Annotated in this window: 19 protein-coding genes; 11 read left to right on the top strand and 8 right to left on the bottom strand. The window is 70.4% G+C overall.

Annotated features, from left to right (window positions below; translation table 11 throughout):
* From D187_RS13105 to D187_RS13130, 6 genes are all read right to left on the bottom strand, one after another.
* Nucleotides 1-1,155: a serine/threonine protein kinase gene (locus D187_RS13105; protein WP_043429605.1), complete on the bottom strand. Its 1,155-nt coding sequence runs from the start codon at nt 1,153-1,155 to the stop codon at nt 1-3.
* A 72-nt stretch (nt 1,156-1,227) separates the two neighbouring features.
* A complete protein-coding gene (locus D187_RS13110; protein WP_043429607.1) occupies nt 1,228-2,214 on the bottom strand; it encodes a class I SAM-dependent rRNA methyltransferase in 987 nt (328 codons plus the stop codon).
* On the bottom strand, nt 2,211-3,572 hold the full coding sequence (locus D187_RS13115) for an amidohydrolase family protein (RefSeq protein WP_002621148.1): 1,362 nt from the start codon (nt 3,570-3,572) through the stop codon (nt 2,211-2,213). Before D187_RS13115 ends, D187_RS13110 begins: the two co-directional genes overlap by 4 nt.
* Before the next feature lie 44 nt (nt 3,573-3,616).
* The gene (locus D187_RS13120) at nt 3,617-4,045 is read right to left on the bottom strand and encodes an MGMT family protein (RefSeq protein ID WP_002621149.1); all 429 of its coding nucleotides are present in this window, start codon (nt 4,043-4,045) and stop codon (nt 3,617-3,619) included.
* 131 nt (nt 4,046-4,176) lie between these two features.
* On the bottom strand, nt 4,177-5,079 hold the full coding sequence (locus D187_RS13125) for an SPFH domain-containing protein (RefSeq protein ID WP_002621150.1): 903 nt from the start codon (nt 5,077-5,079) through the stop codon (nt 4,177-4,179).
* Nucleotides 5,076-6,083 carry an SPFH domain-containing protein gene (locus D187_RS13130; RefSeq protein ID WP_002621151.1) on the bottom strand — a complete coding sequence of 336 codons (1,008 nt, stop codon included), beginning with the start codon at nt 6,081-6,083 and terminating at the stop codon, nt 5,076-5,078. Before D187_RS13130 ends, D187_RS13125 begins: the two co-directional genes overlap by 4 nt.
* A gap of 139 nt (nt 6,084-6,222) precedes the next feature.
* On the opposite strand from D187_RS13130, the gene D187_RS49825 reads away from it, so the two are divergent.
* Both D187_RS49825 and D187_RS13140 read left to right on the top strand, forming a co-directional pair.
* On the top strand, nt 6,223-8,133 hold the full coding sequence (locus D187_RS49825) for an ATP-binding protein (RefSeq protein WP_002621153.1): 1,911 nt from the start codon (nt 6,223-6,225) through the stop codon (nt 8,131-8,133).
* Entirely contained in the window at nt 8,130-10,382 is a 2,253-nt protein-coding gene (locus D187_RS13140) for a hypothetical protein (RefSeq protein ID WP_002621154.1), read from the top strand. The genes D187_RS49825 and D187_RS13140 overlap by 4 nt, the downstream gene beginning before the upstream one ends.
* 41 nt (nt 10,383-10,423) lie before the next feature.
* Here the strand turns inward: D187_RS13140 and D187_RS13145 are convergent, their stop codons facing one another.
* Complete coding sequence (locus D187_RS13145) at nt 10,424-10,684, bottom strand: hypothetical protein (RefSeq protein ID WP_002621155.1); 261 nt, start codon at nt 10,682-10,684, stop codon at nt 10,424-10,426.
* Between the two features lie 303 nt (nt 10,685-10,987).
* Between D187_RS13145 and D187_RS13150 the strand changes: the two genes are divergently transcribed.
* The 8 genes from D187_RS13150 to D187_RS13185 all read left to right on the top strand — a co-directional run bounded on the left by D187_RS13150 (nt 10,988) and on the right by D187_RS13185 (nt 20,573).
* Nucleotides 10,988-11,962 carry a sensor histidine kinase gene (locus D187_RS13150; RefSeq protein ID WP_002621156.1) on the top strand — a complete coding sequence of 325 codons (975 nt, stop codon included), beginning with the start codon at nt 10,988-10,990 and terminating at the stop codon, nt 11,960-11,962.
* 5 nt (nt 11,963-11,967) lie between these two features.
* The gene (locus tag D187_RS13155) at nt 11,968-13,398 is read left to right on the top strand and encodes a sigma-54-dependent transcriptional regulator (protein ID WP_002621157.1); all 1,431 of its coding nucleotides are present in this window, start codon (nt 11,968-11,970) and stop codon (nt 13,396-13,398) included.
* 281 nt (nt 13,399-13,679) lie between these two features.
* On the top strand, nt 13,680-14,426 hold the full coding sequence (gene mrpC, locus D187_RS13160; protein ID WP_002621158.1) for a Crp/Fnr family transcriptional regulator MrpC: 747 nt from the start codon (nt 13,680-13,682) through the stop codon (nt 14,424-14,426).
* 134 nt (nt 14,427-14,560) lie between these two features.
* Nucleotides 14,561-16,444 carry a MutS-related protein gene (locus tag D187_RS13165; RefSeq protein ID WP_002621159.1) on the top strand — a complete coding sequence of 628 codons (1,884 nt, stop codon included), beginning with the start codon at nt 14,561-14,563 and terminating at the stop codon, nt 16,442-16,444.
* 118 nt (nt 16,445-16,562) lie between these two features.
* On the top strand, nt 16,563-17,324 hold the full coding sequence (locus D187_RS13170) for a TadE/TadG family type IV pilus assembly protein (protein ID WP_043429610.1): 762 nt from the start codon (nt 16,563-16,565) through the stop codon (nt 17,322-17,324).
* Nucleotides 17,325-17,368: 44 nt separating this feature from the next.
* The gene (locus tag D187_RS13175) at nt 17,369-18,826 is read left to right on the top strand and encodes a hypothetical protein (protein ID WP_002621161.1); all 1,458 of its coding nucleotides are present in this window, start codon (nt 17,369-17,371) and stop codon (nt 18,824-18,826) included.
* On the top strand, nt 18,826-19,896 hold the full coding sequence (locus tag D187_RS13180; protein WP_002621163.1) for a TadE family protein: 1,071 nt from the start codon (nt 18,826-18,828) through the stop codon (nt 19,894-19,896). Before D187_RS13175 ends, D187_RS13180 begins: the two co-directional genes overlap by 1 nt.
* Complete coding sequence (locus D187_RS13185; RefSeq protein ID WP_002621165.1) at nt 19,890-20,573, top strand: hypothetical protein; 684 nt, start codon at nt 19,890-19,892, stop codon at nt 20,571-20,573. Before D187_RS13180 ends, D187_RS13185 begins: the two co-directional genes overlap by 7 nt.
* A 21-nt stretch (nt 20,574-20,594) precedes the next feature.
* Here the strand turns inward: D187_RS13185 and D187_RS13190 are convergent, their stop codons facing one another.
* On the bottom strand, nt 20,595-22,787 hold the full coding sequence (locus tag D187_RS13190) for an FUSC family protein (protein WP_002621167.1): 2,193 nt from the start codon (nt 22,785-22,787) through the stop codon (nt 20,595-20,597).
* Nucleotides 22,788-22,941: 154 nt separating this feature from the next.
* On the opposite strand from D187_RS13190, the gene D187_RS13195 reads away from it, so the two are divergent.
* Entirely contained in the window at nt 22,942-23,754 is an 813-nt protein-coding gene (locus D187_RS13195; protein ID WP_020918003.1) for a YhfC family intramembrane metalloprotease, read from the top strand.
* Nucleotides 23,755-23,775: the final 21 nt, after the last annotated feature.

A 23,775-nucleotide genomic window follows, 5' to 3' on the forward strand; every position in this document is an offset into this window, starting at 1 on the left:
TCAGCGGTACTTGAGCCAGGCGGAGAGGAGCTCGCCCACCATGCGCGTCACGGGGACGTTGTTGCGGCGGGCCATCGCCTCCAACTGCTCCAACTGCGCGGCGGAGACGGGCACGGAAAGCACGTGCTCGCTCCCGGAGGGCGAGTCCGAGGCCGCGAGCTGTTCCTGGGTGGGGCGGGGCACCGAGCGCAGCCGCTCCTGCTCCTCCTCCAGCTCGCGCAGGAAGAGCTGCTTGAGGAAGTTGGACAGGTGCAGATGCGTGGGCGTGAAGTCGTACGCGTTGAGGAAGCGGTCCAGGTCCTGCTGGAAGTGCCAGGCCGACGGGTAGCGCTTGTCCCGGTCGCGCTCCAACGCCTTCATGAGGATGGCTTCCACGGGCTCGGGGATGTCCGCGCGGAAGTACGAGGGGGCGTACACCTTGCCCTCGACGATGCCGCGCATCACCGCCACCTCCGACTCGCCGGAGAAGAGCTGGAAGCCGGTGAGCCATTCGTAGAGCACCGCTCCCAGGGAGAACAAGTCGCTGCGGTGGTCCACGGGCTTGCCCAGGCACTGCTCGGGGCTCAGGTAGCTGAGCTTGCCGCGCAGCTCCCCCGCGCGCGTCGTCTGCTCGGCGCGGTTGGTCGCCTTGGCGATGCCGAAGTCGAGCACCTTCACCGTACCGTCGAAGCACACGAAGATGTTCTCCGGCGTCACGTCCCGGTGGACGATGTTGAGCGGCGAGCCGTACAGGTCCACCTTCTGGTGCGCGTAGTGCAGGCCCTCGCACACGGACGAGGCGATCTTCAGCGCGTACACCATGGGAAAGGAGATGCCGAGCGACTCGGCCATGGGCACCACCTTGCGGGTGTCGCGGCCGAAGAGGTACTCCATGGCGATGAAGTAGCTGTCCTCCACCTTCCCCAGGTCGTGGATCTGCACGATGTTGGGGTGGTTGAGCTGGGCGGCGAGCCGGGCCTCATTGAGGAACATGCGCACGAAGGCCGGCTGCTTGGACAGCTCCGAGCGGATGCGCTTGATGACCACGGGCTTGTCGAAGCCGTCCGGGCCGGACTGGTGGGCCAGGAACAGCTCCGCCATTCCACCCACGGCGATGCGCTCGAGGAGTTGGTACTGCCCAAAGGGCACGAGGGTGCGCGGCGCGACGGGAGCCATCGGAAGCGGCACGATAGCGCCTCCCGGGTCCGCGCGGACAACGGAGTTGCGGAGGACCCCCGCCCCCCGGCCTCACGCCAGCTCGAGCACCCGCACCTTGAGCGCCGCCGGGTGCTCCACGGAGGCCGGGAAGTCCACCGGCGAGGGGCCCAGGCTCACCCCTCCCCCCGCGCGCCGGCCCGCCCGGGCCACCCCCTCGGCCACCATCGTCTCGAAGCGGCGGGGCGCCAGCGTGGCGAGGTTGCAGCACGCCACCAACCGTCCGCCCGGGGCCACCACCCGCGCGGCCAGGGTGGCCAGCGAGGCGTAGTCCTTCGCGGCGGAGAAACGGCTGGTGCGCGTGGTGGCGAAGGAGGGCGGATCCACCACCACCAGATCGAACGCCTCGCCCTTGCGCGCCAGGCGCTCCAACCACTCGAAAACATCCCCCGCCACGTAGTCGTACCGGTCCACCGGCTGGCCATTGAGGCGCGCGTTCTCCTCCCCCCACTCCAACACCCGCCGGCTCGCGTCGATGTTGAGCACCCGCTTCGCCCCTCCCGCCGTCGCCGTCACGCCAAAGGCACACGTATAGGAGAAGAGGTTGAGCACGGTGCGCCCGCGCGCCTCCCGGGCCACCCACGCCCGGGTGTCACGCATGTCCAGGTAGAGCCCCACCGACAAGCCCTGCCCCGGGCGGATGAGGAAGCGGCACCCGTTCTCCCACGCCACCACCGACTCCACCGAGGCCCCCCGCACGGCCTGCTCGGGCGCGAGCTGCTCCCGGGCCACGTTCGCCAGGTGGCGCGCCTCGCGGGGCCGGCGCTTGAGGTAGACGCACGGCGGAGCCCACGCGGCGTCCACGTCCCCGAGCAACGCCTCCTCCTCGGCCGGGGTGAAGTCCCGGTAGAGGCTCACCACGTGGAGCGACTCGAAGACATCCACCGTCACGTCGGGCACCCCATCCGCCGCGCCGTGGACGAGCCGGTAGGCGGTGGTGCCCGGCTGCTCCCTCAGCGCAGCCCGCCGCTCGTGGGCCTGGCGCAACAGCTCCACCCGGGAAGCGGCCCGAGGGCTCATGTCCGGCGCGCCGGTAGGGGCGGAGGCGCGGGCTCCGGCAGCCGGGCCTGGGCCCACAGCCGCGACAGGATGACGGAGGCGTCGTGCGCCAGGGCCACCTCGTCCACGCCGAGCACCTGTCCCTCGCGCACGGTGACCCGGCCATCCACCACCGTCCACGCCACCCGGGAGCGCAGCAGCTGGCCGATCATGTGCGGCGTCTGTCCGCTGTCCGGATCCAGCGCCGGCACGCAGTCGAACACCACCAGGTCCGCCAGCCGCCCCTCCTCCACCGTGCCGGAGGGCATGCCGAACAGGCGCGAGCACAACTCCGCGGGGCCATCCGAGAAGAGCTGCACCAGCACCCCGTCCGGATCCACCAGGCGCGAGCCGCGCGCGGCACTCAGGGAGGTGCCCAGCGCGACGAACAACGCGTCCCAGAGGTTGCCGTGGCCGGCGCTGCCCAGCCCCAGCAGGTTCTGGCGGCCATACAGCGTCTCCAGCGAGCGCCCACCGGGCTCCACGAGCAGGGACGCCCCGGGGCCGAGCGCCACGCAGGTGCCGGACTCGGCCAGGCGGATGGACTCGGCGTCGTCCACCGAGCGCGCGTACGCGGCCACCGACAACGGCCCGAGCAGCCCGAAGGACTCCAACCGGGGCACCACGCGCTGGCTGTGCTTGGCCCAGGTAATGGCCAGGTCGTGGTCTCCCTCGGAGAGGTGGAAGATGATGGGCGAGCCCGAGACCTCGCGCGAGCGGCGCAGTTCCCCGAGCAGCGCGTCCCCACTCGTCCACGAGGCGTGGAAGCCGAGCGCGCCGCGCACCAGGGGGTGCGAGCCCTGGTTGCGCACGAACTCCGCGTTGGCGCGTGCCTGGGCCACCGCCTGGGCGTCTCCATCGAGCGCGTGGGTGCAGTGGCTCGCCACCAGCCGCATGCCGAGCTGCTCCGCCGAGCGGGCCATGGCCTCCAGCCCGCCCAGCACGTCCCTCGGACAGGACAGGTGATCCACCGCCAGGGTGACGCCCGAGCGCAGCGCCCGCGCCATGGCGTGGCGGGAGAGCACCTCCACGTCCGCGGGGGTGAGGAACGAGGACAGCAGACGCTCGTGCTCCATGCGGATGTGGGGCGGATGCAGGAGCAGCTCGCTGGAGGGCGGCATGACCAGGTCCCCCACCAGGTGGGAGTGGCAATCCACCAGGCCCGGCATCACCAGCCGACCCCGGCACGCCACCTCCCAGTCTCCGGGCAGCACGGGAATCTCCTCATCGGAGCCAACCTGGCGGATGAGACCTCCCTCGATGACGACGGCCATGCCGGCACGGCCCCGGCCGTCCGCGCGAAAGATGGAGCAATTCTTGAGGACCAGACGGCCTTCCATGGGGGCGGGAGTATATGCGCGGACCCCTCCCGCCCGGTCGGCATTTAGAACAACCGCAGTTGGGACTTGTCCTCCTCGTCGTCCTTGGACGGGGAGCGCGCGGGCAGGGGGGTGAAGCCGTGCTGGGCGGCCCATTCCGGGGTGGGCCCGGCCCAGCGGAAGCGCTCGAGCACCACCCGTCCCTTCTCGTCGAACTCCACCCCCTCGGCCCTCAGCCGCTCGCGCTGGCCCACCGCCTCCAGGGTGGAAATGCCTCCCGAGCGGTTGATGATGCGCTGCCAGGGCACCTGGGCGGAGCGCGGCCCCAGGTCCCCCATGGCCAGCCCGACAACGCGGGCATCACACCCGCCCCCCACGATGAGCGCGATGTCCCCGTAGGTGGACACCTGCCCTCGTGGAACCTGCTCGACAACCTGGTGGATGCGCTCGAAGTACCGGCGCTCCTGCATCGTGATGGTCACGGTCGTGGACATGTCTTCTCCAGTCAGATGCCCCGTCCTACCTCGGAGGACGGTCCTGGGGAAGGCGGTAGGACGTCCGCCGTAGGGTGGCCGACCCGATACGTCAGGTCGGCGGCGGAGCGTCCCCCCTCATGCCTCACGCCTCACCGGGTGGGGACCGGGGAGGCCGCCAGCATCTGCGTGAGCAGATCGTTCTTCTGCGACTCGGGCACGAGCGTCACCTTCGCCGTGCCGTCCTGGAGCCGCTGCACCTCGAGGATCTCGAACATGGCCGTGGCCACCTCGGGATCCTGGGAGATGCGGCGCAGGGCCTCGCCCACGATTTGAGGGCGCAGGGCAGCCGCCTTGGCGAAGGCGATGGCGGCCTGGCGGTCCGCGGAGCTGGTGAGGATGCTCACCTGGTTGGCGCCGTCCTGGCGGATGGCGGAGGTCACCTGCCGCAGCCGGTTGACCACCTTCTCCTCGATCTGCCGGATCATCCCCCCGTCGCGGAAGTGCACCTTGCGGATGTAGACCGAGCCGAGCTGGTAGCCGTAGGCGTGCGACATGGGCGACACCTCGGCGCGCACCGTGCGGCTCATCCCGTGGCGGTTCTCCAGCATGTCCGCCAGCTTCATGTTGGACAGGCAGCGCACCGCGGCGTTGCTCACGTTGGCCGCCAGCGAGCCGCGCGGATCCGCGTTCTCGAAGAGGTACTTGAGGGGATCCGAGATGTACATCTCGTACCAGATGCCGATCCCCATGGGCGCGCCCTCCTCGGAGTTGACGGCCTGGCTGCGCAGGTACTGCTGATCCAGCCGCAGATCGATCACATGGCAGCGCCCGAACCAGTTGACCAGCAGCGCCTTCCACCCGAGCCGGGCCCACAGGAAGTGCAGGCCGGGCTCGTCCAGCACCCCCAGCACCTTGCCGAGGAACACGTAGACGCGGCAGGTGCGCTCCTCCACGATGGCGTAGAGGCCGAACATCCGGCACAGGCCCAGCACCACGGGCACGCCCACGCCCATGGCGATGAAACCGGCGATGAGTCCGATGAGCAGGCTCATGGCTTCACCCCCAGCACCACCTGGCTCGCCTTGGAGAAGAGGCCGAGGCGGGTGTTGCGCAGGTAGGCCTGGAGCGCGCCCGGCCCGCTGCTCTTGAGCACGGTGAGCTGCTCGGCCAGGGCGTTGAGGGGCTCCACCTCCGCATGGGCCTTGAGGGTCTCGATCTCCACGGCCCGGCGCGACTGGACGATCTTCTGGTCCGCCGCCGCCTGCGCGAGGCTGATGTCGGAGGAGACGTGGTTGTGCGCGGTGTTGATCGCCGCGAGCGCCGACTCCACCTCCGCGGGCGGATCGATGCCGGTGATGAGCGAGGCATCCAGGACGAGGCCGTAGCGCGACAGACTGCCCCGGCACTCCCGGTCCATGTGCTCGTTGAGGTCGCGCAGGTTCTTGCGCAGATCATTGATGGAGACCCCGGAGACGACCGAGGCCTCCACGGCCTCCAGCGTGCCCTCCTGGGCGGGCGGGGGCGGCGCCTCGAAGCTGGCGATGCGCTCGCGCAGGATGGAGATGAAGTAGCCCATGGCGTGCGCGATGGGGTTCTTCACCGCGAACAGGTACGCATAGAGGTTCTGCTCGGAGATGCGGTAGCGCAGCTGGCCGGTGAGCCCGGTGTTGAGCTGATCCTTGGTCACCGCGTCGAGCACCGTGCCGCCCTCGTTGGCGTCCGGGGACTCCGGATCGTACGCCATGCTGAGCGTCTGCGTGGACACCGAGACCTTGATCACCTTCTCCCAGGGCCACTTGAAGTACGGCCCACCGGGCTGGATGACCTCCAGCTGGGGGTAGACGTAGCGCTCCTCGTCGGTGCGCGCCAGCCCCTCGCTGACCGGCCCCTCGCGCGTCGTGGGCTCTCCCGCCAGCCGCACCGCCCGGCCCAAGCGCACCTTCACCGCGCGCTCGCTCTGATCCACGGTGAAGAAGCCCGTGAGGATGCAGCGCACCACGAACCAGGCCAACGCGCCCAGCAGGAATCCACCGCCCAGATCTTGAAGTATGTCCATCGGTCCCCTCCTCGCGGCGACCTTAGCCCCACTCCCGTACGGTCCGGAATGTTCATTGCGGAGCGGACCGGGCGGGCCCCAAGGCGCGGATCTCCCAGGCGGACTCCCGCCGGATTGGTATCCTCGTGGAAGATCCTTCATGAATGCGCCGAGACTCCAGCCATGGCACCGGCTCCTGTCGCTCCGTGTGCTCGTCCCCCTCCTGCTGCTCGCCTATGCCTGTGCCTTCGGTGTCACGACCCTGCATCGCAACTTGCGGCAGCGCGAGAAGCAGGTGGAGGACAAATCCCGCGAGGAGATGACCCTGCAGATGATCTCCCTGCGCGGCACGCTCGAGTACCTCCTGGGCACCGGGCAGCTCGACGCGACCCGACAGGTCGTCTCCACACTCGGGGCCAACTCCCTGCTGAGCGCGGCGTTCCTCGTCGATGAGCACGGCGTGATTTTGGCCGCCCTCCAGTCCTCCTGGGTAGGCCGGCCGGTGCGCGGCCTCTGGCCGGACTGGACGAGCGCGGAGGTCACCGCCCGGCGCGACGCCGTCCAGGCACGCCGCGAGGGCGCGGTGTGGGTGAGCGCGGATGGCCACCGGGTGGAGGGCGCCTATCCCCTGGTGCTCGGGCCGGGCGACACGCCCCGCCGGATGGGCCTCATCTATCTCCAGCAGGATCTGTCGCTGCTCAAGGCCGAGCAGCGCTACCGGGCCGAGCGCTACGCGCTGCGCTCGAGCCTGATGCAGGCGGCGGTGGCCGGGTTGATGGGCGTGTTCTTCCACTTCGTGTTGGGGCGGCGGGTGCAGCGCCTGGAGAGCGCCGCCCGCCGGCTCGCCGCGGGGGAGCTGCACGTGCGCTCGGGGCTCCGGGGCATGGACGAGGTGGGACGGCTTGGCCAGGCGTTCGACGAGATGGCCGAGCGCATCAGCCAGGATCAAGAGGCCCTGCGGCGCTCGGAGACGAGCTTCCGCACCCTCATCGAGCGCGCGCCGGACGCCATCTTCGTGCACCGGGCCCGACGCGTGCTCTTCGCCAACCCGGCGGCCGCGGCCCTGCTGGGCCACGAGCGGGAGGACACGCTGCGGGGCATCGAGGTGCGCGAGTTGCTCATGCCCGGAGAGCTGGATCCGCTCACCCAGGCGCCCCTGACGGAGGCCATGCGCGAGATGCACCTGCGGCACCGCCAGGGCCATGCGGTGCTCGGCGAGGTGGTGACCTTCTCCATCCCCTTCGAGGGTGAGCCGGCCTGGGTGTCCATCGCCCGCGACGTCACCGAGCGCCGGCAGGTGCAGGAGAAGTTGCGCTCCACGGATCGCATGGTGTCGCTCGGCACGCTCGCCGCGGGCGTGGCCCACGAGCTCAACAACCCCTTGTCCTACGTGCTGAGCAACCTGCGCTTCGCGCTGGACGAGCTGAACGAGCGGCTCGGCGAGGGCCAGCCGATGTCGGACGAGCAGGCCCGGGAGATCCTCCAGGCGCTGCAGGAGTCGCTCGAGGGTGGCGAGCGCATGCGCAACATCGTGCGCGACCTGCGCAGCTTCTCGCGCCGGGAGGACGAGCGGCAGGGGCCGGTGGACATCCACGCGGTGCTCGACTCGTGCGCGAGCCTGGCCCGGGGCGAGCTGCGCCACCGCGCCCAGTTGGTGAAGGAGTACGGGCAGATTCCTCCCGTGCTCGGCAACGAGTCCCGGCTCGGACAGCTCTTCCTCAACCTGCTCGTCAACGCCGCCCAGGCCATCCCGGAGGGGGACGCCAAGGGGCAGTGCGTCCGGCTCACCACCGGCCAGGCGACGGACGGGTGGGTGGAGATCGCGGTGCAGGACACGGGGGTGGGCATTCCCCCCGAGAACCTGCAGCGCCTGTTCAAGCCCTTCTTCACCACCAAGCCCGTGGGCGTGGGCACGGGGCTGGGGCTGTCCATCTGCCATGGCATCGTCACGTCGATGGGCGGGCGCATCGAGGTGTCGAGCGAGGTCGGCAAGGGCACCACGTTCCGCGTCTTCATGCCCACGGCGCCCTCCCCGTCCACCGCTCCGTCCGTCGCCTCGTCCGCGTCATGAGCTGGCGCGGGAAGGCGGCACGGCGGCTGCTGCCCTGGGTGGGGTTGCTGCTGGGCATGGCGCTCGTGTACCGCGCCCTCTTGCGCGGACAGGTGCTCGCCGGACGGGATGCCTTCCGGATCTTCTTTCCGGACTCGGCCTTCCTCCTGGAGGCGCTGCGCGCGGGAGAGCTTCCCCTGTGGACGCCCTACCCGAGGCTCGGCCAGCCCTTCGCCGCCACCCTGTACTCCCAGGTCTTCTATCCCCCCCGGCTCTTCACGGTGCTGCTCGCGGGTCCGGTGCTCGGCTTCACCCTGCAACACCTGCTGCACGTGGGGCTCGCCGCGGCGGGCACCTGGCGGCTCGCGCGGCACCTGGGCACCTCGCGCCCCGCGGCGATGGTGGGCGCGGCCGCCTTCGCGCTCTCGGCGCCCTTCACGGAGCTCGCCACCCAGCAGAACGTGGCCAGCGCCGCCGCGTGGACGGGCTTCCTGCTGCTCGCCTCGCGCCAGGCCGCGCGCGCCCCCTCGCCCCGGAGCGCCGCCCGGGTGGCGCTCTTCGCCGGCCTGTCCTTCCTCGCGGGCTCACCCGAGACCTGGCTGTGGCAGGCCCCGCTCGCCCTCCTCGTGGCGCTCTCCACCCGGCGCACGGGCCGCGCGCTCGGGGCCACGGCAGGTGGACTCGCCTGGGGGTTCGCGCTCGGCGCCCTCGTGGCCCTGCCCGCGCTGGAGTTCGCCCGGCACTCCACCCGGAGCTCCGGCGGGATGAATGGCCTCGAGTGGTCCCTGTCCTGGCCCCAGTTGCTGTCGGTGGTCTGGCCCTTCGCCGAGCATCCGCGCTCGCGCTACTGGGAGGGCGGCGATCAGTTCTTCATCCTCCTGCTCTTCCTGGGCACCCTCGTGTGTGCCCTGGCGCTCGCGGGCCTGGGGCGCTCGGGACGGAGGCTGCCCTTCGGGCTCGGCGCCCTGGGCCTCACGGCGCTCTCGCTCGGAGCCCACCTGCCCCCCGCCGCGCTCCTGCTCCAACTGCCGCCCTTCCACCTCTTCCGCTACCCGGTGAAGTACTTCGTCGGGGCGGCGTTCTGCCTCGCGGTGCTCGCCGCGTTCGGACTGGACACCCTCGCCCGCCGGGCGCGAGGGGGGCACCGCTCGTTGCCAGGCGTGGCCGGGGTGGTGGCCGCCCTCTTCGCGGCGCTGCTGCTCGGGCCGCCCCTGGCCCGGCTTCCGCCCTTCCGCCCCGGCGTGGAAGCCGGACTGCCCTGGGTGGTGCTGGCCCTGGGCGCGGGTGCCCTCGCGCTGTGCCTTCCCGCCGCCGGTCCCCGCCGGGCCCACCGGGTGCGCGGGCTGCTCGCCGGGCTCGCCCTGGTGGAAGTGGGAGCCTTCCACCTGTTGCAAGGGGGCACGGGCAGCGCGCCCCTGGAAGCCCTGAGCCGGGCGTCCCGCCTCGCCGCCGCCCTACCCACCGGGTACTCGGGTCGGGTGAGCGTGGAGCTGTCCGGAGACGAGCTCACCGACGTGTCGCGCGCCGCGAGCCCCCGCACCGTGCCGCGGCGGGAGGAAGGGGGCTCCTACATCGCGCTCAGCCGGGATGCCCTGGTGCCCAACCGCTTCGTGGAGGAGCGCTTGCGCGTCCTCGAGGGCTATGGGGCTCCGGAGCCCCAGCACGTGGAGTCCCTGTCGGGCGCGGGCGCGCGGGCGGCGTTCGATCTGCTGGGCGTGGACTACTACGTGCGCCGGGGTCCGCCGCCCTTCCCGGACCTGGAACCCGTCCTGGCCCTTCCCGGACTGCCCACCCTCTACCGCTCCGGCACCGCCCTGCCGAGGGCCTTCCTGGTCCATGCCGCGCGCGTGGCCTCGGACGAGGAGGCCCTGGCGGCCTTCGTGGACCCCGCCCAGCCGCTGCGGCGGGAGGCGCTGCTCGCCGAGGGGGAGCCCCTGGTGGGCCCGGGCTGCCAGGGCTCGACGGCACGCATCACCCGGGAAGGACGGGCGTGGGTGGAGGTGGCGCTGGAGGCGTGTGGCCCGGGCTACCTGGTGCTCGGTGACTGGTTCTACCCGGGGTGGGAGGCCACGCGGGATGGGGCCCCGGTGCCCCTGCGACGGGCCGATGCCCTCCTGCGGGCGGTGCCGGTGCCCGCCGGCGTCCACACGGTGCGCTTCGACTACCGTCCGGGGAGCTTCCGTTGGGGCGCGCTCCTCTCGGGGCTGGCCCTGGGCGCGTGGGTGCTCGTGCTCTGGCCCCGCAAAACGCGAAGGGCGGCCTCTCCTTAGATGGAGAGAACCGCCCTCGAAGCCGTCAGCTGATGACGGGATCAGTCCGCGCTGTTCGAACCGAAGTTCTTCAGGTTCTTGCGCTGGAGCTGCTGGTTGGCCGTCTGCCCGGTGTTCTTCACGTCCTCGTTACCCGCCAGGGCCTCGGCCGACGCGCCGAAGAGCTTGCGGATGTTGTTGCCGAAGAGGGTGATGACGCCGATCGCCGCGATGGCGATGAGGGCGACGATGATGATGTACTCGGTCATTCCCTGGCCGCGGCGCTTGCGCAGCAGCTTCTTCTGGCTCTTCTGGGTGGTCATGTGATGCCTCCGGGGAGTAACGACTGGGGGGGGTGCCCCTCACCAACGATGCGCAAGCTACCTTGCTCCCCTTCGCTGCTCCATCCGTCATCGGGAGGATGATCGCACTTCCCTGGAATTTCCGGGGCTCCTCCCCCTCCCTGGTCCCTCCCCCGCTGCTCTGTCGAGGGGTGGACACCCCCGGGCCCGCTCAAGCGCCTTCCCAATGGGTGGCGCTCCAATGTATTGAATTCTAAAGGGAAACCGCGGCGCCATGAAAGGATCCCCCCGCCATGGCGGCTCGTCAATGGTTCGTGCCTGCCCATGACCGTCCAGCTGCTGCAAGCCGTCCAGTTGTCCTGGTCTCCGAGTCTGCGCGTGACCCGCGCCGGAGGGGACTGCGAGAGCGTGCTGCGCCGCCCCGCCTCGGAGATGGTGGATCGCCCCCTCGAGGTGGTGCTGGGAACCACCGCCGAGAAGGTCCGGGCACTCGACGCCCTGGCGCGCGAGGACCGCCGGGCGGTGGAATTCCTGCCGGGCACGTTCGGCGCCCAGGATCCGGTGCCGTTGCGGCTGGCGCTCGGGCTGGAAGCGGGTGAGGCCAGCGCGGTGGTGTTGGACTTGCGGGCCCTCTTGCAGGACGCCCCGCCGGTGCAGCTCTCCGGACTCGCCTCGCAGCTCAGCCACGAGCTGCGCAACCCCTTGAGTTCCGTGAAGATGGCGGTGCAGACGCTGGCGCGCAACACGGGCCTGTCCGAGCGGGATCAACGCCGGCTGACCATCGCCAACCGGGAGGTGCGCACCCTGGAGCGCATGCTGTGGCTCTTGTCCGAGTACGCCCGGGACAGCACCCCCACCCTGGAGCCGCATGCCGCGCGCACCCTCTTGGAGGAAGCCGCGGCCGTGGTGGCGCCGGAGCTGGCCGAGCGCCAGGTGGAAGTGCGCGTGACGGAGAGCGCGGAGGTGCCGCGCGTGCGGATGGAGCCCGGAAGGCTGCGGCCCGTGCTCGCCCAGGTGCTGCTCAACGTGGCCATGGGCCAGGCGTCGGGCACCCAGGTGCCGGTGACCATCCACCCGGGCCCACCGGGGCGGGTGCGCGTGGTGCTGGAGGACACGGCCGGCACGCTCTCCGAGGAGGAGCGCGGCTCGCTTTTCGTCCCCTTCGAGAGCAGTCTGGCACGAGGTGCGGGCTTGTCGCTCGCGGCCCTGCGCCGTGTGATGGTGCACCAGGGGGGCGATGTGTCCGCCGAGGCTGGACCCCATGGGGGCACGGTCTTCACCCTTACCTTTACGGTCTGAGGGCCATGGAGACGCTTCTCATCGTCGACGACGACCTGTCGCTGCTCGAATCCTTGAAGATGCACTTCGAGGACATCGAGCACGACGGGGCGCCTCGCTACCAGGTGGTGACGGCCACACGCGCCGCCGAGGGCCTGCGGATGGCGGAGGAGGCCCAGCCGAGCGTCGTCATCCTCGACATGAAGCTGCCGGACCGCACGGGCCTGGACATCATCGAGGAGATGAAGGACCTGTGCGGCGACGCGCGCATCATCCTCGTGACGGCCTTCCATGACATGGAGACCACCATCCGGGCGATGAAGGCCGGCGCCTTCGACTACATCCACAAGCCCTTCCCGGACCTGGCGGCCCTGGACATCGTGGTGGCGCGCGCCCTGGAGTACCGGCAGCTGTCGCGCCGCGCCGCCACGGTGAACGTGGAGAGCGCCGCGGCGCGCCTGGGCGACATCGTGGGGACGAGCCCCCTCATGCAGCAGCTCGTCAAGGAGATTGGCAAGGTGGCCGGCAGCCACGCCACCGTGCTCATCCACGGCGAGAGCGGCACCGGCAAGGAGCTCATCGCCCGCGTCATCCACAACTACTCCTATGACGAGGTGAAGCCCTTCATCGGCATCAACTGCTCGGCCATCGTGGACACGCTCCTGGAGAGCGAGCTGTTCGGCCACGAGAAGGGCGCCTTCACGGGCGCCAGCTCCGTGAAGCCCGGCAAGTTCGAGATCGCCGAGGATGGCACCATCTTCCTGGATGAAATCGGCGACATGTCGCTGATGCTCCAGGCCAAGCTCCTGCGCGTGCTCCAGGAGCGCGAGTTCGAGCGCGTGGGCGGCGTCAAGCGGATCAAGCTGCGCGCCCGCGTCATCGCCGCCACCCACCGCCACCTGGCGGACGAGGTGGCCGCGGGGCGCTTCCGCGAGGACCTCTACCAGCGCCTCAAGGTCATCACCCTGCAGCTCCCCCCGCTGCGCGAGCGGCGCGAGGACATCCCCCCGCTGGTGCACCACCTGCTCGAGCGCATCAACGAGAAGGTGCACAAGCGCGTCACCCGCGTGCCCCCGGAGGTGCTCGAGCACCTCACGCGCCTGCCCTGGCGCGGCAACGTGCGCGAGTTGGAGAACGTGCTCACGCGCGCCGTGGTGCTCGCCCCGGGCGAGGTGCTGCTCGCCGAGAGCCTCCCCGCCCTCGAGCCCACCCCCTCCGAGCACGGCCACGGCCCGGGCCCCTCCACCGCCAACGGCCTGCCCAACTTCCTCGCATCCCCCATCGCCGACCCCAACCTCATCCCCACCCTGGAAGAGGCGGAGCGGATGCTCATCGAGCTCACCCTCAACGTCACCAAGGGCCACAAGGGCAAGACGTGCCAGATCCTCGGCATCAGTCGCCCCACGCTCGAGCGCAAGCTCCAGAAGTACGGTGTCCGACAAGATCATCAGCCGTAGGGGCAAAGGCTCGCGGGTGGACACTGTCGGACCTCCAACACCACCCCCGCCGGATTGAACGAAACGTTCAAATTGATCAGACTGTTTGAACGTTCTGTTTCAGCTTTCGGACATTCGAAACCACGTCACGGCGCGGCGCATCGCTAAGTAGGCGTCATCGCAGGCTTTTTCAGGATTTGGAAAGAACGTTGGGGTTGGCACAAAGCTTGGAAAGGGACTGTTCCGTTCGCAGCACAGCAACCCCTCTTCCAAACCCTCAACCGCCTGCAGGAGTGCCCGCCATGCACGGTTTCAATCGCCCCCTCGGTCCCATCGGTTCCAACGTCGTCGCCCCCATCCAGACCACGAGCTCCGGCATGCTCGTCACCGCCAACAAGCTGGTGCCCGGTCAGGAGGCGATCGACTTCAAGGGCTACTTCAAGGTTGAGTCCTTCCCCCACAACTCCGTCATCTACCGCCCCGGCGACACGACGGACCGCGTGTACCTGCTCAAGAGCGGGCGCGTGCGCCTGATGCGGCTGGGCAAGAACAGCTCGCGCTCGGTGGTGAGCATCCTGCGCGCGGGGGACTTGTTCGGCGAGCTGTTCCGTCCGGAGGGCACGCCGGTCGAGGAGATGGCGATCGCGTCGGGCGAGGCCGAGGTGTGGAGCATCGAGGGACGTGACTTCCGCGCGCAGCTCGAGGCGCGGCCGGCCCTGGCGGTGGACGTGGTGCGCGCCTACGCCGAGCGCGTGCGCTCGCTGCGCAAGCGCGTGCTGGGACTGACCTTCAAGGAAGTGCCGGCCCGTCTGGCCGACACCCTGCTCACCCTGGCCGAGGCCCACGGCGAGCGCTGCCCGCACGGCGGCGAGACGGACCTGCGCGGCATCACCCAGCAGGACCTGGCGGACCTGGTGGGCGCCTCGCGCTCCTTCGTCTCCACGCTCATCAACGAGATGAAGCGCGATGGCGTGCTCGGCAACGTGGGCCGCATCCTCTGCATCCGCGACCAGAAGGCGCTGCGCAAGCTGGCCTCCAAGGAGAAGTAGTCCCGGCGCTTCCCCTCCGGGAAGCCCCAGGACCCCGGCCGCCCCCCGTCGCACACGGGGTGGGCGCCGGGGTTCTTCTTTTTCGCGCGCGCCGCGTGTCTCCGGGCTTGCTCCCTCCGTCCGGGAGACCCAGCATGCGCGGGCCCGTGACGACTCCCGCTCTCTCCGACTCCGCCCTCCCTGATCGCACGTACACCGAGCGCCGCACCGCCGCCGAGGCGGAGCTGCGGCGGCTGGACACGGTCAGTGCCCGCTACGCCAACCTGCGCGCCGTCGTCTTCACCGCCGGCGCCGCGGTGGCGGTGGCCGTCATGTTCGGCCGGCTGCCCCGGACGGGGTGGTGGGCCGTGGGGGTGGCCCTGCTCGGCTATGTCGTCCTGGCGGTGTTGCACCACCAGGTGTTCCTGCGCGAGGCGCGGCAGCGACAATTCGTTCAACTCAACGCCCGCGGTCTCGCCCGGCTGACGCGCGGCTGGCACGACTTCCCCGAGCGCGGGGAGCGCTTCCTGTCGGGCTCGCACCTGTACGCGGCGGACCTGGACGTCTTCGGCCAGGGCAGCGTCTTCCAGCTCATGAACGAGACGGCGACACGCGCGGGCGAGGAGCGGCTGGCGGCGTGGCTGTCCGCGCCGGCGACGGCGTCCGAGGTGCGCACCCGGCAGGAGGCGGCGCGCGAGCTCATCCCCCGGTTGGGCTTCCGTCAGGAGGTGTGCGTGGAGGCGCGCACCGTGGCCCGGGAGAAGGCGGACCCGGCGCTGTTCATCACCTGGGCGGAGAGCGGCCCCATGCTCACGGAGATTCAATGGGCCCGGCCCGTGGCGCTCCTGCTGCCCCCCATCACCCTGACGCTCTTCGTGCTGGGACAGCTCGAGCTGCTCCCCGGCTGGGCGTGGTGGCTCGGGCTGTTCGCCCAGCTGGGCGTGGTGATGCTGACCCGGGGGCGGCTGCAGGCCATGGAGGAGCGCATGAGCGCGGGCGAGCGGGGCTTCGTGCGCTATGCCCCCGTCTTCGAGCGCGTGGAACGCGAGCGCTTCGAGCACCCGGAGCTGCGCCGCATCCAGGGCGGCATGCAGCGCGAGGCGCGCGAGCCCGTGTCGGCGCACCTCAAGCGCTTCAGCTTCCTCTACTCCTTCGCGGAGCTCAAACGGCACCAGTTCCACCCGCTGGTGCACCTGTTCACCCTGTGGGACGTGCACGCCATGTTCGCCCTGGAGCGGTGGAAGCAGCGCCATGGCGCCCAGGTACGCGGCTGGTTCGAGGCCCTGGCGGAGCTGGAGGCGCTCTCGTGCCTCGCGGGGCTGGCGTATGATCGGCCGCGCTTCATCTGGCCCACGCTCGAGGAGACGGGTCCCCGGGTGAAGGCGGAGGGCATGGGCCACGCGCTGCTGGACGCCCCCGTGCTCAATGACGTGGAGCTGCCGGGGCCCGGGTGCGCGCTGCTGCTCACCGGCTCCAACATGTCGGGCAAGACGACGCTGCTGCGCGCCCTGGGGCTCAACACGGTGCTCGCCCTGGCCGGCGCCCCCGTCTGCGCGCGCGCCTTCTCCGTCTCGCCCGTCCAGGTGCTCACCAGCATGCGGGTGAAGGACTCCCTGGAGCGGGGCGTGTCCTACTTCTACGCCGAGGTGCAGCGCATCAAGGCCGTGCTGGACGCGGCGAGCGCCGCCCGGGGCCAGGCGCTCTTCCTCCTGGATGAAATCCTGCTCGGCACCAATACCCGCGAGCGGCAGATCGCCTCGCGCGAGGTGCTGCGCCTGCTGCTCGCCACCGGCGCCAGCGGCGGCGTCACCACGCACGACCTGTCCCTGGCCAGCCTCGCCGAGGAGTACGCCGGCCGGGTGGTCAACATGCACTTCCGCGATCACCTGGAGGACGGGAAGATGGTGTTCGACTACCAGCTGCGCCCCGGCGTCGTGGACACCACCAACGCCCTGCGCGTCCTGAAGATGGCCGGCGTTCCCGTGGAGGACGCACCCTCCGCCCCGCTCCGTTCCACTCCGGGTGAAAGCCTCTCCTGATCGCGGAACCACGCCTGCCTACATCGTCGCCCTCTCTCCATTCCTTTTAAACGAGGAAAGCGTGGACGGCACGATACCCGGTGGATTCAGGATCGGAAATGGTTGAAAGTAGGCGCCCATGTCGAGGAAGAACAATCGCCCTGTGGACGGCGAGTCCGGACAGGCGGCGGTGGAAGCGGCGCTTACGCTCCCGTTATCGATCTTCCTGATCCTGGCGACGATCCAATTCTTCCTGTTGCTCCAGGCGCGCACGATGACGGAGTACGCGGCGTTTCGCGCCGTGCGTACCGGCAGCGTGAAGCACGCCAACTGCGAGGCGATGACCCACGCGGCCATCGCGGCGCTGCTGCCCACCTTCGCCCGGACGGACTCGCCCGCGGCGCTGGGCGCGGCGTTTCGCAACCATCGGGACAACGAGTACACGGTCGGCCATGACTCGGGACACACCGGCGCCATCGTGTGGATCGTGCGCGAGCGGCCCGTGCTCGGGGAGATCCGCGCCAACGAGGAGGAGTCCTTCGATGATCCGGCGCGCTACACCAGCGTGGCGGACGTGACGCGCCTGGAGGCCCGGCTCATCTTCTGGTACCCGATGCGCATCCCCTTCGCCAACTGGGTGCTCGGCCGCATGTTCCTGGCCCACCTGGGGCTGCGCGACTACACCGCCGACAACCCGCTCATGTCCCCCCAACGGGCACAGTGGGGCAGTCAGACGGCCTTCCGGCTCAACGGCCTCATCGGGCAGGAGCTGCTCGATCGCGCCAGCCGCCATCAATACGTCTTCCCACTCCAAGCCAACTACGCCATGCGCATGATGACGCCCCCGCGTCGCAGGAACTTCGCCCGGCAGAACTGCAATCCGACCCCGGAGGGGTTGTGAAGACCCGGTCCCCCCACCCGAGGCGCCCCCGTGGACAGGCTCTCGTGTTGATGAGCCTGACGATGCTGCTGCTCACCCTCATGGTCTGCGTCACGCTCTCCTTCTCCCTGCGCGTGCGCGAGAAGATGGAGGCGCAGAGCATCGCGGACCTCGCCGCCTACAGCAGCGCGGTGGCCACCGCGCGCACCTTCAACAGCATCGCCCTGATGAACCGCGCGCAGACGGGCCAGCTCGTGGCCCTCACCGCGACGGAGAGCCTGGTGAGCTGGACCAGCATGGTGCGCGCCAGCCTCGTCGCCGCGCGCGCGAGCATCGCCGGCTGCGCTCCCCCGCCCGAGGTGATCGAGGCCCTGGAAGAAGAGAACGAGGAGATCCAGGAGAAGTGGGACGAGCTGGACGCGGCCGCGGGCGTGCAGGCGCTCAACATCCAGATGATGGCCTGGCACCTGTCGGGCCTCGAGGGCAAGCTGTACAAGCAGCTGCAGGAGTCCGTCGACGGAGGGCCGAAGTCCTTCGCCACCCAGCTGTCGAAGCTGGCCAGCGAGGGCACCCGCTTCGAGGGAGAACTCCAGGGGGGCGCCACGCAGGTGTCCCTGGACGAGCTGACCTGGGCCACCACGGGCTATGGCTGGTTCCGCGACATGGCCATGGCCAGCCGCGGCTACGAGTTCATCACCCGCCGGGCGGTTCCCCCGCCCACCGCCACCGCCGATGGCCCCATGGGGCAGTTGGAGATCACCGTCACGCCCGACGGAGAGGGCGGGGGCAGCACCTACTGGGGCGATACCCCTCCGGGGGACGCCAACGGCCACGGAGGAAGCACGGGCAGTCCCGGCACCACCGACTTCCTCATCGCCGAGGACCACGCCACCGTGACGGCCAGCTACGCCGGCTGCGCGGGCGTGCCCGTGCGGGCCCGGGCCATGGTGCGCGCCACCGACCAGAACGACACCAGTGACAACCACACCTGGGGCGCCGGAGCCGTGGTCGGCGAGGACCCCGGCATGGACAAGCAGTACCGGCACACGCTCCTGCCCTGTGACAGACCCGAGTACTGCCCGAACGTCTTCGTCGGCGGCATGGCCTTCAACACCGGCGACGTCAACGACAAGAACCTCTGGGCCCAGCCCAAGCTCTTCTCGCTCGTCCAGCGCGACTACAAGGTCCGCGACGCGGCGGGCGTGCCGCCCGATCCCTGGCTCTTGCGCTTCAACTTCCAGTTCTCCCCCGCGCGCACCAGCTCGTTCGACAACCGCGGCCTGACCCTGGCCAGCGGAACCGACATCAGCGTGCAGTACTCGCTCGCCACGGGGCTGGCCTACTACCACCGGCGCGGGCGCTGGAACGAACCCCCCAACCTGTGGAACCCCTTCTGGCGCGCCACCCTCGCCTCCGCGGATGTCGACGCGTCGGGCAACGCCGACGTCGAGCGCACGGTGGGGGGCCCCGCCGCCCAGGCCTACAACGCCCTCATCAAGGCCGGCTTCAAGGGAGCGCACTGATGAAGCGGACCGCGCGCAAGGCCCCCCGGGGCCAATCCATCGTGGAACTGGCCCTGGCCCTGCTGCTCTTCATCTCCGTGGTCATGCTCGGCATCCACTTCGCCGAGGTGGGCTATCTGCCCATCAAGGTGCATGAGGCGGCCGTCTCCCCGCTCTGGGACAGCACCGCCCTGCGCGTCCACCGGATGCACGGCACCAAGACCAACATGGGCGACTTCTCCACCTTCCCCGCCATCCCCACCTCGGTGGAGGCCAACGCCAACGGGCGCTACCACGACTTCGACGGGCGCAGCTCCACCCCGGGCAACGGCGACACCGCCGTCACCCAGGTCTTCACCCGCATCCAGGACATGCTCGTGCGCTGCGAGCGCCAGGACGAGGTGGAGTTCGACCTGGTGCGTGGCAGGCGCCCGGCCCTCATGGAGGCCGTCGACGGCGACTTCGCGCAGCCTCCGCCCGGCGCACAGACGGGCAACGACACGGACAGCGTGCTCACGGACGTCTACCAGAACATGGGCGGCATCTCGTGCCGCGCCGAGGCCCGGCTCGACACGCTGCCCTCGCTGCCCAGGCACTTCCTGGAACAGCAGAACGGCGGCTTCTTCGACACCCCGCTGGCCACGCGCTTCACCATGAAGGTGTGCGGCGTGGGCCGCGCCAAGGACGGCGAGTGCAAGGGCCGCTACGGCATCCTGCTCGGGGACTGGGCCTTCGCCGACCGCGAGGTCAGCGAGCACTGCCCCCTCCAGCCCGAGAACCCCGACCAGCCCTGCGGGGAGAACCGGGCCTTCTACTACGCGGCGATGAGCGTGTTCGATCGCAACCTGGGCTCCACCGGCAAGGCCGGCTCGGAGTTCGCCGAGGAGTTCGCGGGCTTCAGCCCCATCGACGAGGACGGCTTCTTCATGAGCTACCGCGGCGAGGAGGACGGGTACATCGAGAACAAGACGCCCGAGGGCGAGGCCCTGGACATGAAGGATCGGCCCTACAACACGGGCGGCGTCGAGCACGAACCCGACCCGGAGCGGCGTGACTCCAACACGTGCTACCTGGGCATCCCCGGATGCTGAGCGGTCTGCTGGGGGTGCTCGCCGCGGGGTGGCTGGCCGCGTCGCCCCCGCCCCCTTCGCCCCCCGCGCCCTTCCACTGGAGGGTGCCGGGGCTCGTGTCCACGCTGGATGTCCCCGGAGAGATGAGCGTGGGCAACATCCCCATCCGCCTCCAGGTCTACACCTCGCGCGAACCCGTCGAGACGCTGTTGCAGTCCTTCGCCAAAGCCTCCGACGCGGCGGGCTTCTACATCCCCCGCAAGACGCGGCGGCTGGCGCGCCAGCCCCACCTCACCGCGCTGGATACGCGCACGCTCACCGCCTACACCGTCATCCTCAACCCCTCGCCCGAGGGCCTCACCACCGTCGTGCTCGGCGAGGCGAAGATGGACCAGAAGACGGCGCCCTCCACCCCCTCGCTCGTGCCCACCTACCCCGGGGCGAAGCACGTCCTCCAAGGCAACTTCGAGGGCGCGCGCACCCTCTCCTTCTGGGCGGCGGCCCGGACCGAGCAGGTGGAGACCTGGTACCGCGAGCGGCTGCTCGCCGCCGGCTACAAGGAGGAAGAACCCCTCGTCTTCCGCCGGGGACAACAGGAGCTGAACCTGTCCCTGAAGGTCCAGAACATGGGCACCAACGCGCTCCTCTTCATCAAGACCGCCGGAGCCGAAGGCGCCTCGCTGAACGCCGCGCCCTGAGCCCCCGAGCCGCTCCCGCCGTCACCGGATCGTCGCCACGGCGCCCGACGTGCGCTCCAGGGGCGAGCGCGTCCCCCGGCGCGACACGGCCCCGTGCAGGACGATGAGCCGCCGCGTCACCCGCTCCAGTTGGATGCGCAGCAGCGACTCGTCCTCGGCTCCGGCCTCCGCGTGCTCCGCCGCGAGCGGCGCCTCCCTCAACCACCCCTCCAGATCCGGCAGCGGCGAGGGCGGGCGGCCCCGCACCACCGCGTCGGCGAGATCATCCAACACCCCGCTCACGGTGTCCGCGAAGCGCTCCAGGTGGGCCCGGCGTCCGTCGGGAAACGCCTCCCGCGGGGTCACCGACAGGGACACCACCGACGCCGCGAACCGCCGCAGGTAGGCGAGCAGGGTCATCAACGGCTCGAGCGGCTCGGTGCGCCGGCGTGGCTCGGAGAGCAGCCGCTGGAAGGAGGCCTCGGCGTTGAGCGTCGCCAGGCCCATCTTGCGCCGCGCCTCGGAGAAGCCCGCCTGGGGATCCCTCGACGGCTCGCGCCGGTTGGCGAACACCTGGAGGAAGTGCTCGCGGTTGGCCCGGAGCGCGGCGGCGATCTGCTCGGGAAGCAGCAGGTGCTCGGAGCGCTCCCACAACAACCAGGTGCCCGCCAGCGCCAGCGCGCCTCCGATGAGCGTGTTGAGGATGCGCACCCGGGCCAGCCCCCAATCACCCGTCCCCATCTCCGCCAGCAGCACGAAGGTGAGCGTGAGGAAGGCGGTATAGAGCCCGTAGTTGAGCGGGATGACGGCGATGCTGATCGCCACGGTGACGAACAGCAGCGGCAGGAGCGCCTGGGGGTGTTGTTGGATGCTGGAGGCAACCGCCGCGGCGAGGATGCCGCCCACCACCGTGCCGCCCACCCGCTGCAGCCCCCGGAGGAACGTCGCGCCCGTGTACGGCTGCATGATGGTGAGCACGGTGATCGTCACCCAGTAGCCGTGGCTCGGAATGAACGCGAGCGACACGCCGACGGCGACCGTGGTGGTCAACCCCACCCGGAGCGCGTGGCGCAGCACCATGGAGTCCAGCGAGAGGTTGTCGCGCACCGGACCGAGCACCCGCTGCGTCCAGGGAAGGGGCTCCGTCCGGGGCAGCGCGTTCGGATCCGTCAGGCGCGTCTCCGTCCGCGTCGCCGCGCCCATGAAGTCGCGCAGTTGGGCGAGCAGCCGCAGCGCGTACAGGTACTTCGCCCGCTCCTCGGTTCCCGCAGTGGGCCGGGGGCTCCCCGGGGGCTCAAGCCCCCACTCCAGCGGAGGCAGGGGATTGGCCCCACCTTCCGTCTCCACGCCCCGCGCGAGCGCCAGGAGCGACTCACGGAAGCCAGTGGCCGACCGCTCCACCCACCGCCACGCGGGCTCGGCCCGGCGCTCGCGCGGCAGGCTCTCCATCACGTCGCTCAGGGCGATGACCGTGCCGAACATCGTGTCGGCGATCTGCAACAGCACCAGGAGCTGCTCGCCGCGCTGACTCTCGCCGCGGCCCCGGCGCGTGGCGGCGAGCGTGCTTCCCGCCACCTCCAACGTCTCGCGAATCCGCCCATGGTGCCGTTGGATGAGCCCCTGCCAGAGCGGGCCGTCCTCCTCCGCGGTGAACACCCGGGTCACCTCGCCCACGTACTCCGCCAGATCCCGGAAGCACTGGGCGACGGCGAGCCGGGACGGCCGGTAGGGACGGATGGGCCAGAGCACGAGCGAGAGGAACATCGCCGACAGGCCGCCCATGGCCAGCAGTCCCCCGCGCTCCAGGGCCTCTCCCACTCCCGAGGATGGAAACGCCAGGGAGACGACGAAGGCGCTCGCCGCGGTGTTGCCCACGATGTTCGCCGCCGCGCCGTAGACCCCCGCGAACGAGCAGGCCGTCACCCACAGCAGCGCCATCCCGATGGACAGCACCGGGTGCTCCCCGGCCAGGGCGCCCAGGAAGGCCGCGAGCGCGCCGACGATCAAACCGGACGCCATGCTCGTGGCGCGGGCACGGTAGGAGCCCCCCTTGTCCGCGAAGGAGACGTTGAACCCGCCCAGGCTCGGCCACACCCCATCGGTCAGCCGCAGGGCCGTGGTGACCATCACGGGGAAGATGGTCGCGATCGCCGCCCGGATCCCGGCCATCACCGCCGGCTTCACCGGAGCGAACCGGACCGCCTCCCTCGCGTGCTCGACCAGACGCCGCATCATCGTGACCTCCTCCTTCAAAGGGCACACTACCCGAGGACTCCCCGGGCGCCAGGGCGCCTGAAGGACAGAGAGCGAAGCGCGCTCACGTCTGGCATGAGAAGATGGCGCGCACGACGTGGCCCTGGACTCCGGCCCCCTGCCCTCGAGTGAAACGATGTCGGGACTCGACGTACGGCTCATCGTGAGTTTCTGCCTGGTCATCGCCTTCGATCTGGCGATGCCGCTGCTCGTCGCGCTGTGGGCACGGCGCTGGCTGGGCTTCGCCTGGAAGACGGTCGGCGTGGGAGCGCTGGCCTTCGCCCTGTCACAACTGCTGACACGCGTGCCCGCGGTGCAGGTGATTCAGTACCTCCTGCGCGAGGAGCTGAAGAACTCCCAGACCTTGCTCTCCCTCTGGTTCGTCGTCCTGTCCCTGACCGCCGGGCTGTTCGAGGAGACGGCGCGGCTCATCGCCTTCAAATACCCGCTCAAGGACTTCCGGCGCTGGCGCGACGCGGTGGGGTTCGGCATCGGCCATGGCGGGCTGGAGGCGACCCTCCTGGTGGGAGGGATGGCCATCATCGGGCTCATCAACGTGGTGGTGCTCTCACGGATGGATCTCTCCACCCTTCCACTGCCCGCGGAGCAGCTCGAGCAGGTCCGTGCCGCGAAGGCCCAGGTGGCCGCGCTGCGCTGGTGGGAGCCCCTGCTGGGCGCCTACGAGCGGGTGTGGGCCCTGGCGTTTCACATCGCGATGAGCGTGCTGGTCCTCCAGCGCTTCCTCCGCGACCAACGCCGCTGGTACTGGCTGGCCCTGGGCCTCCATACCCTGTTCAACCTGAGCTCCGTCCTGGTGGCGCGAGCCGCGGGCAACGTGGCCGCCGAGGGCGTCGTCACGGTGTTTGGCCTGCTGTCGCTGTGGATCATCCTGCGGCTGCGCGAGAAGGGCGAAGGGGACGGGCCGGCAACCGGGCCCGTCCCCCCTTGAGGCGAGGCGTGTCGTCCTCTC

It is taken from the genome of Cystobacter fuscus DSM 2262 (assembly GCF_000335475.2).
GTDB classification, from domain to species: domain Bacteria; phylum Myxococcota; class Myxococcia; order Myxococcales; family Myxococcaceae; genus Cystobacter; species Cystobacter fuscus.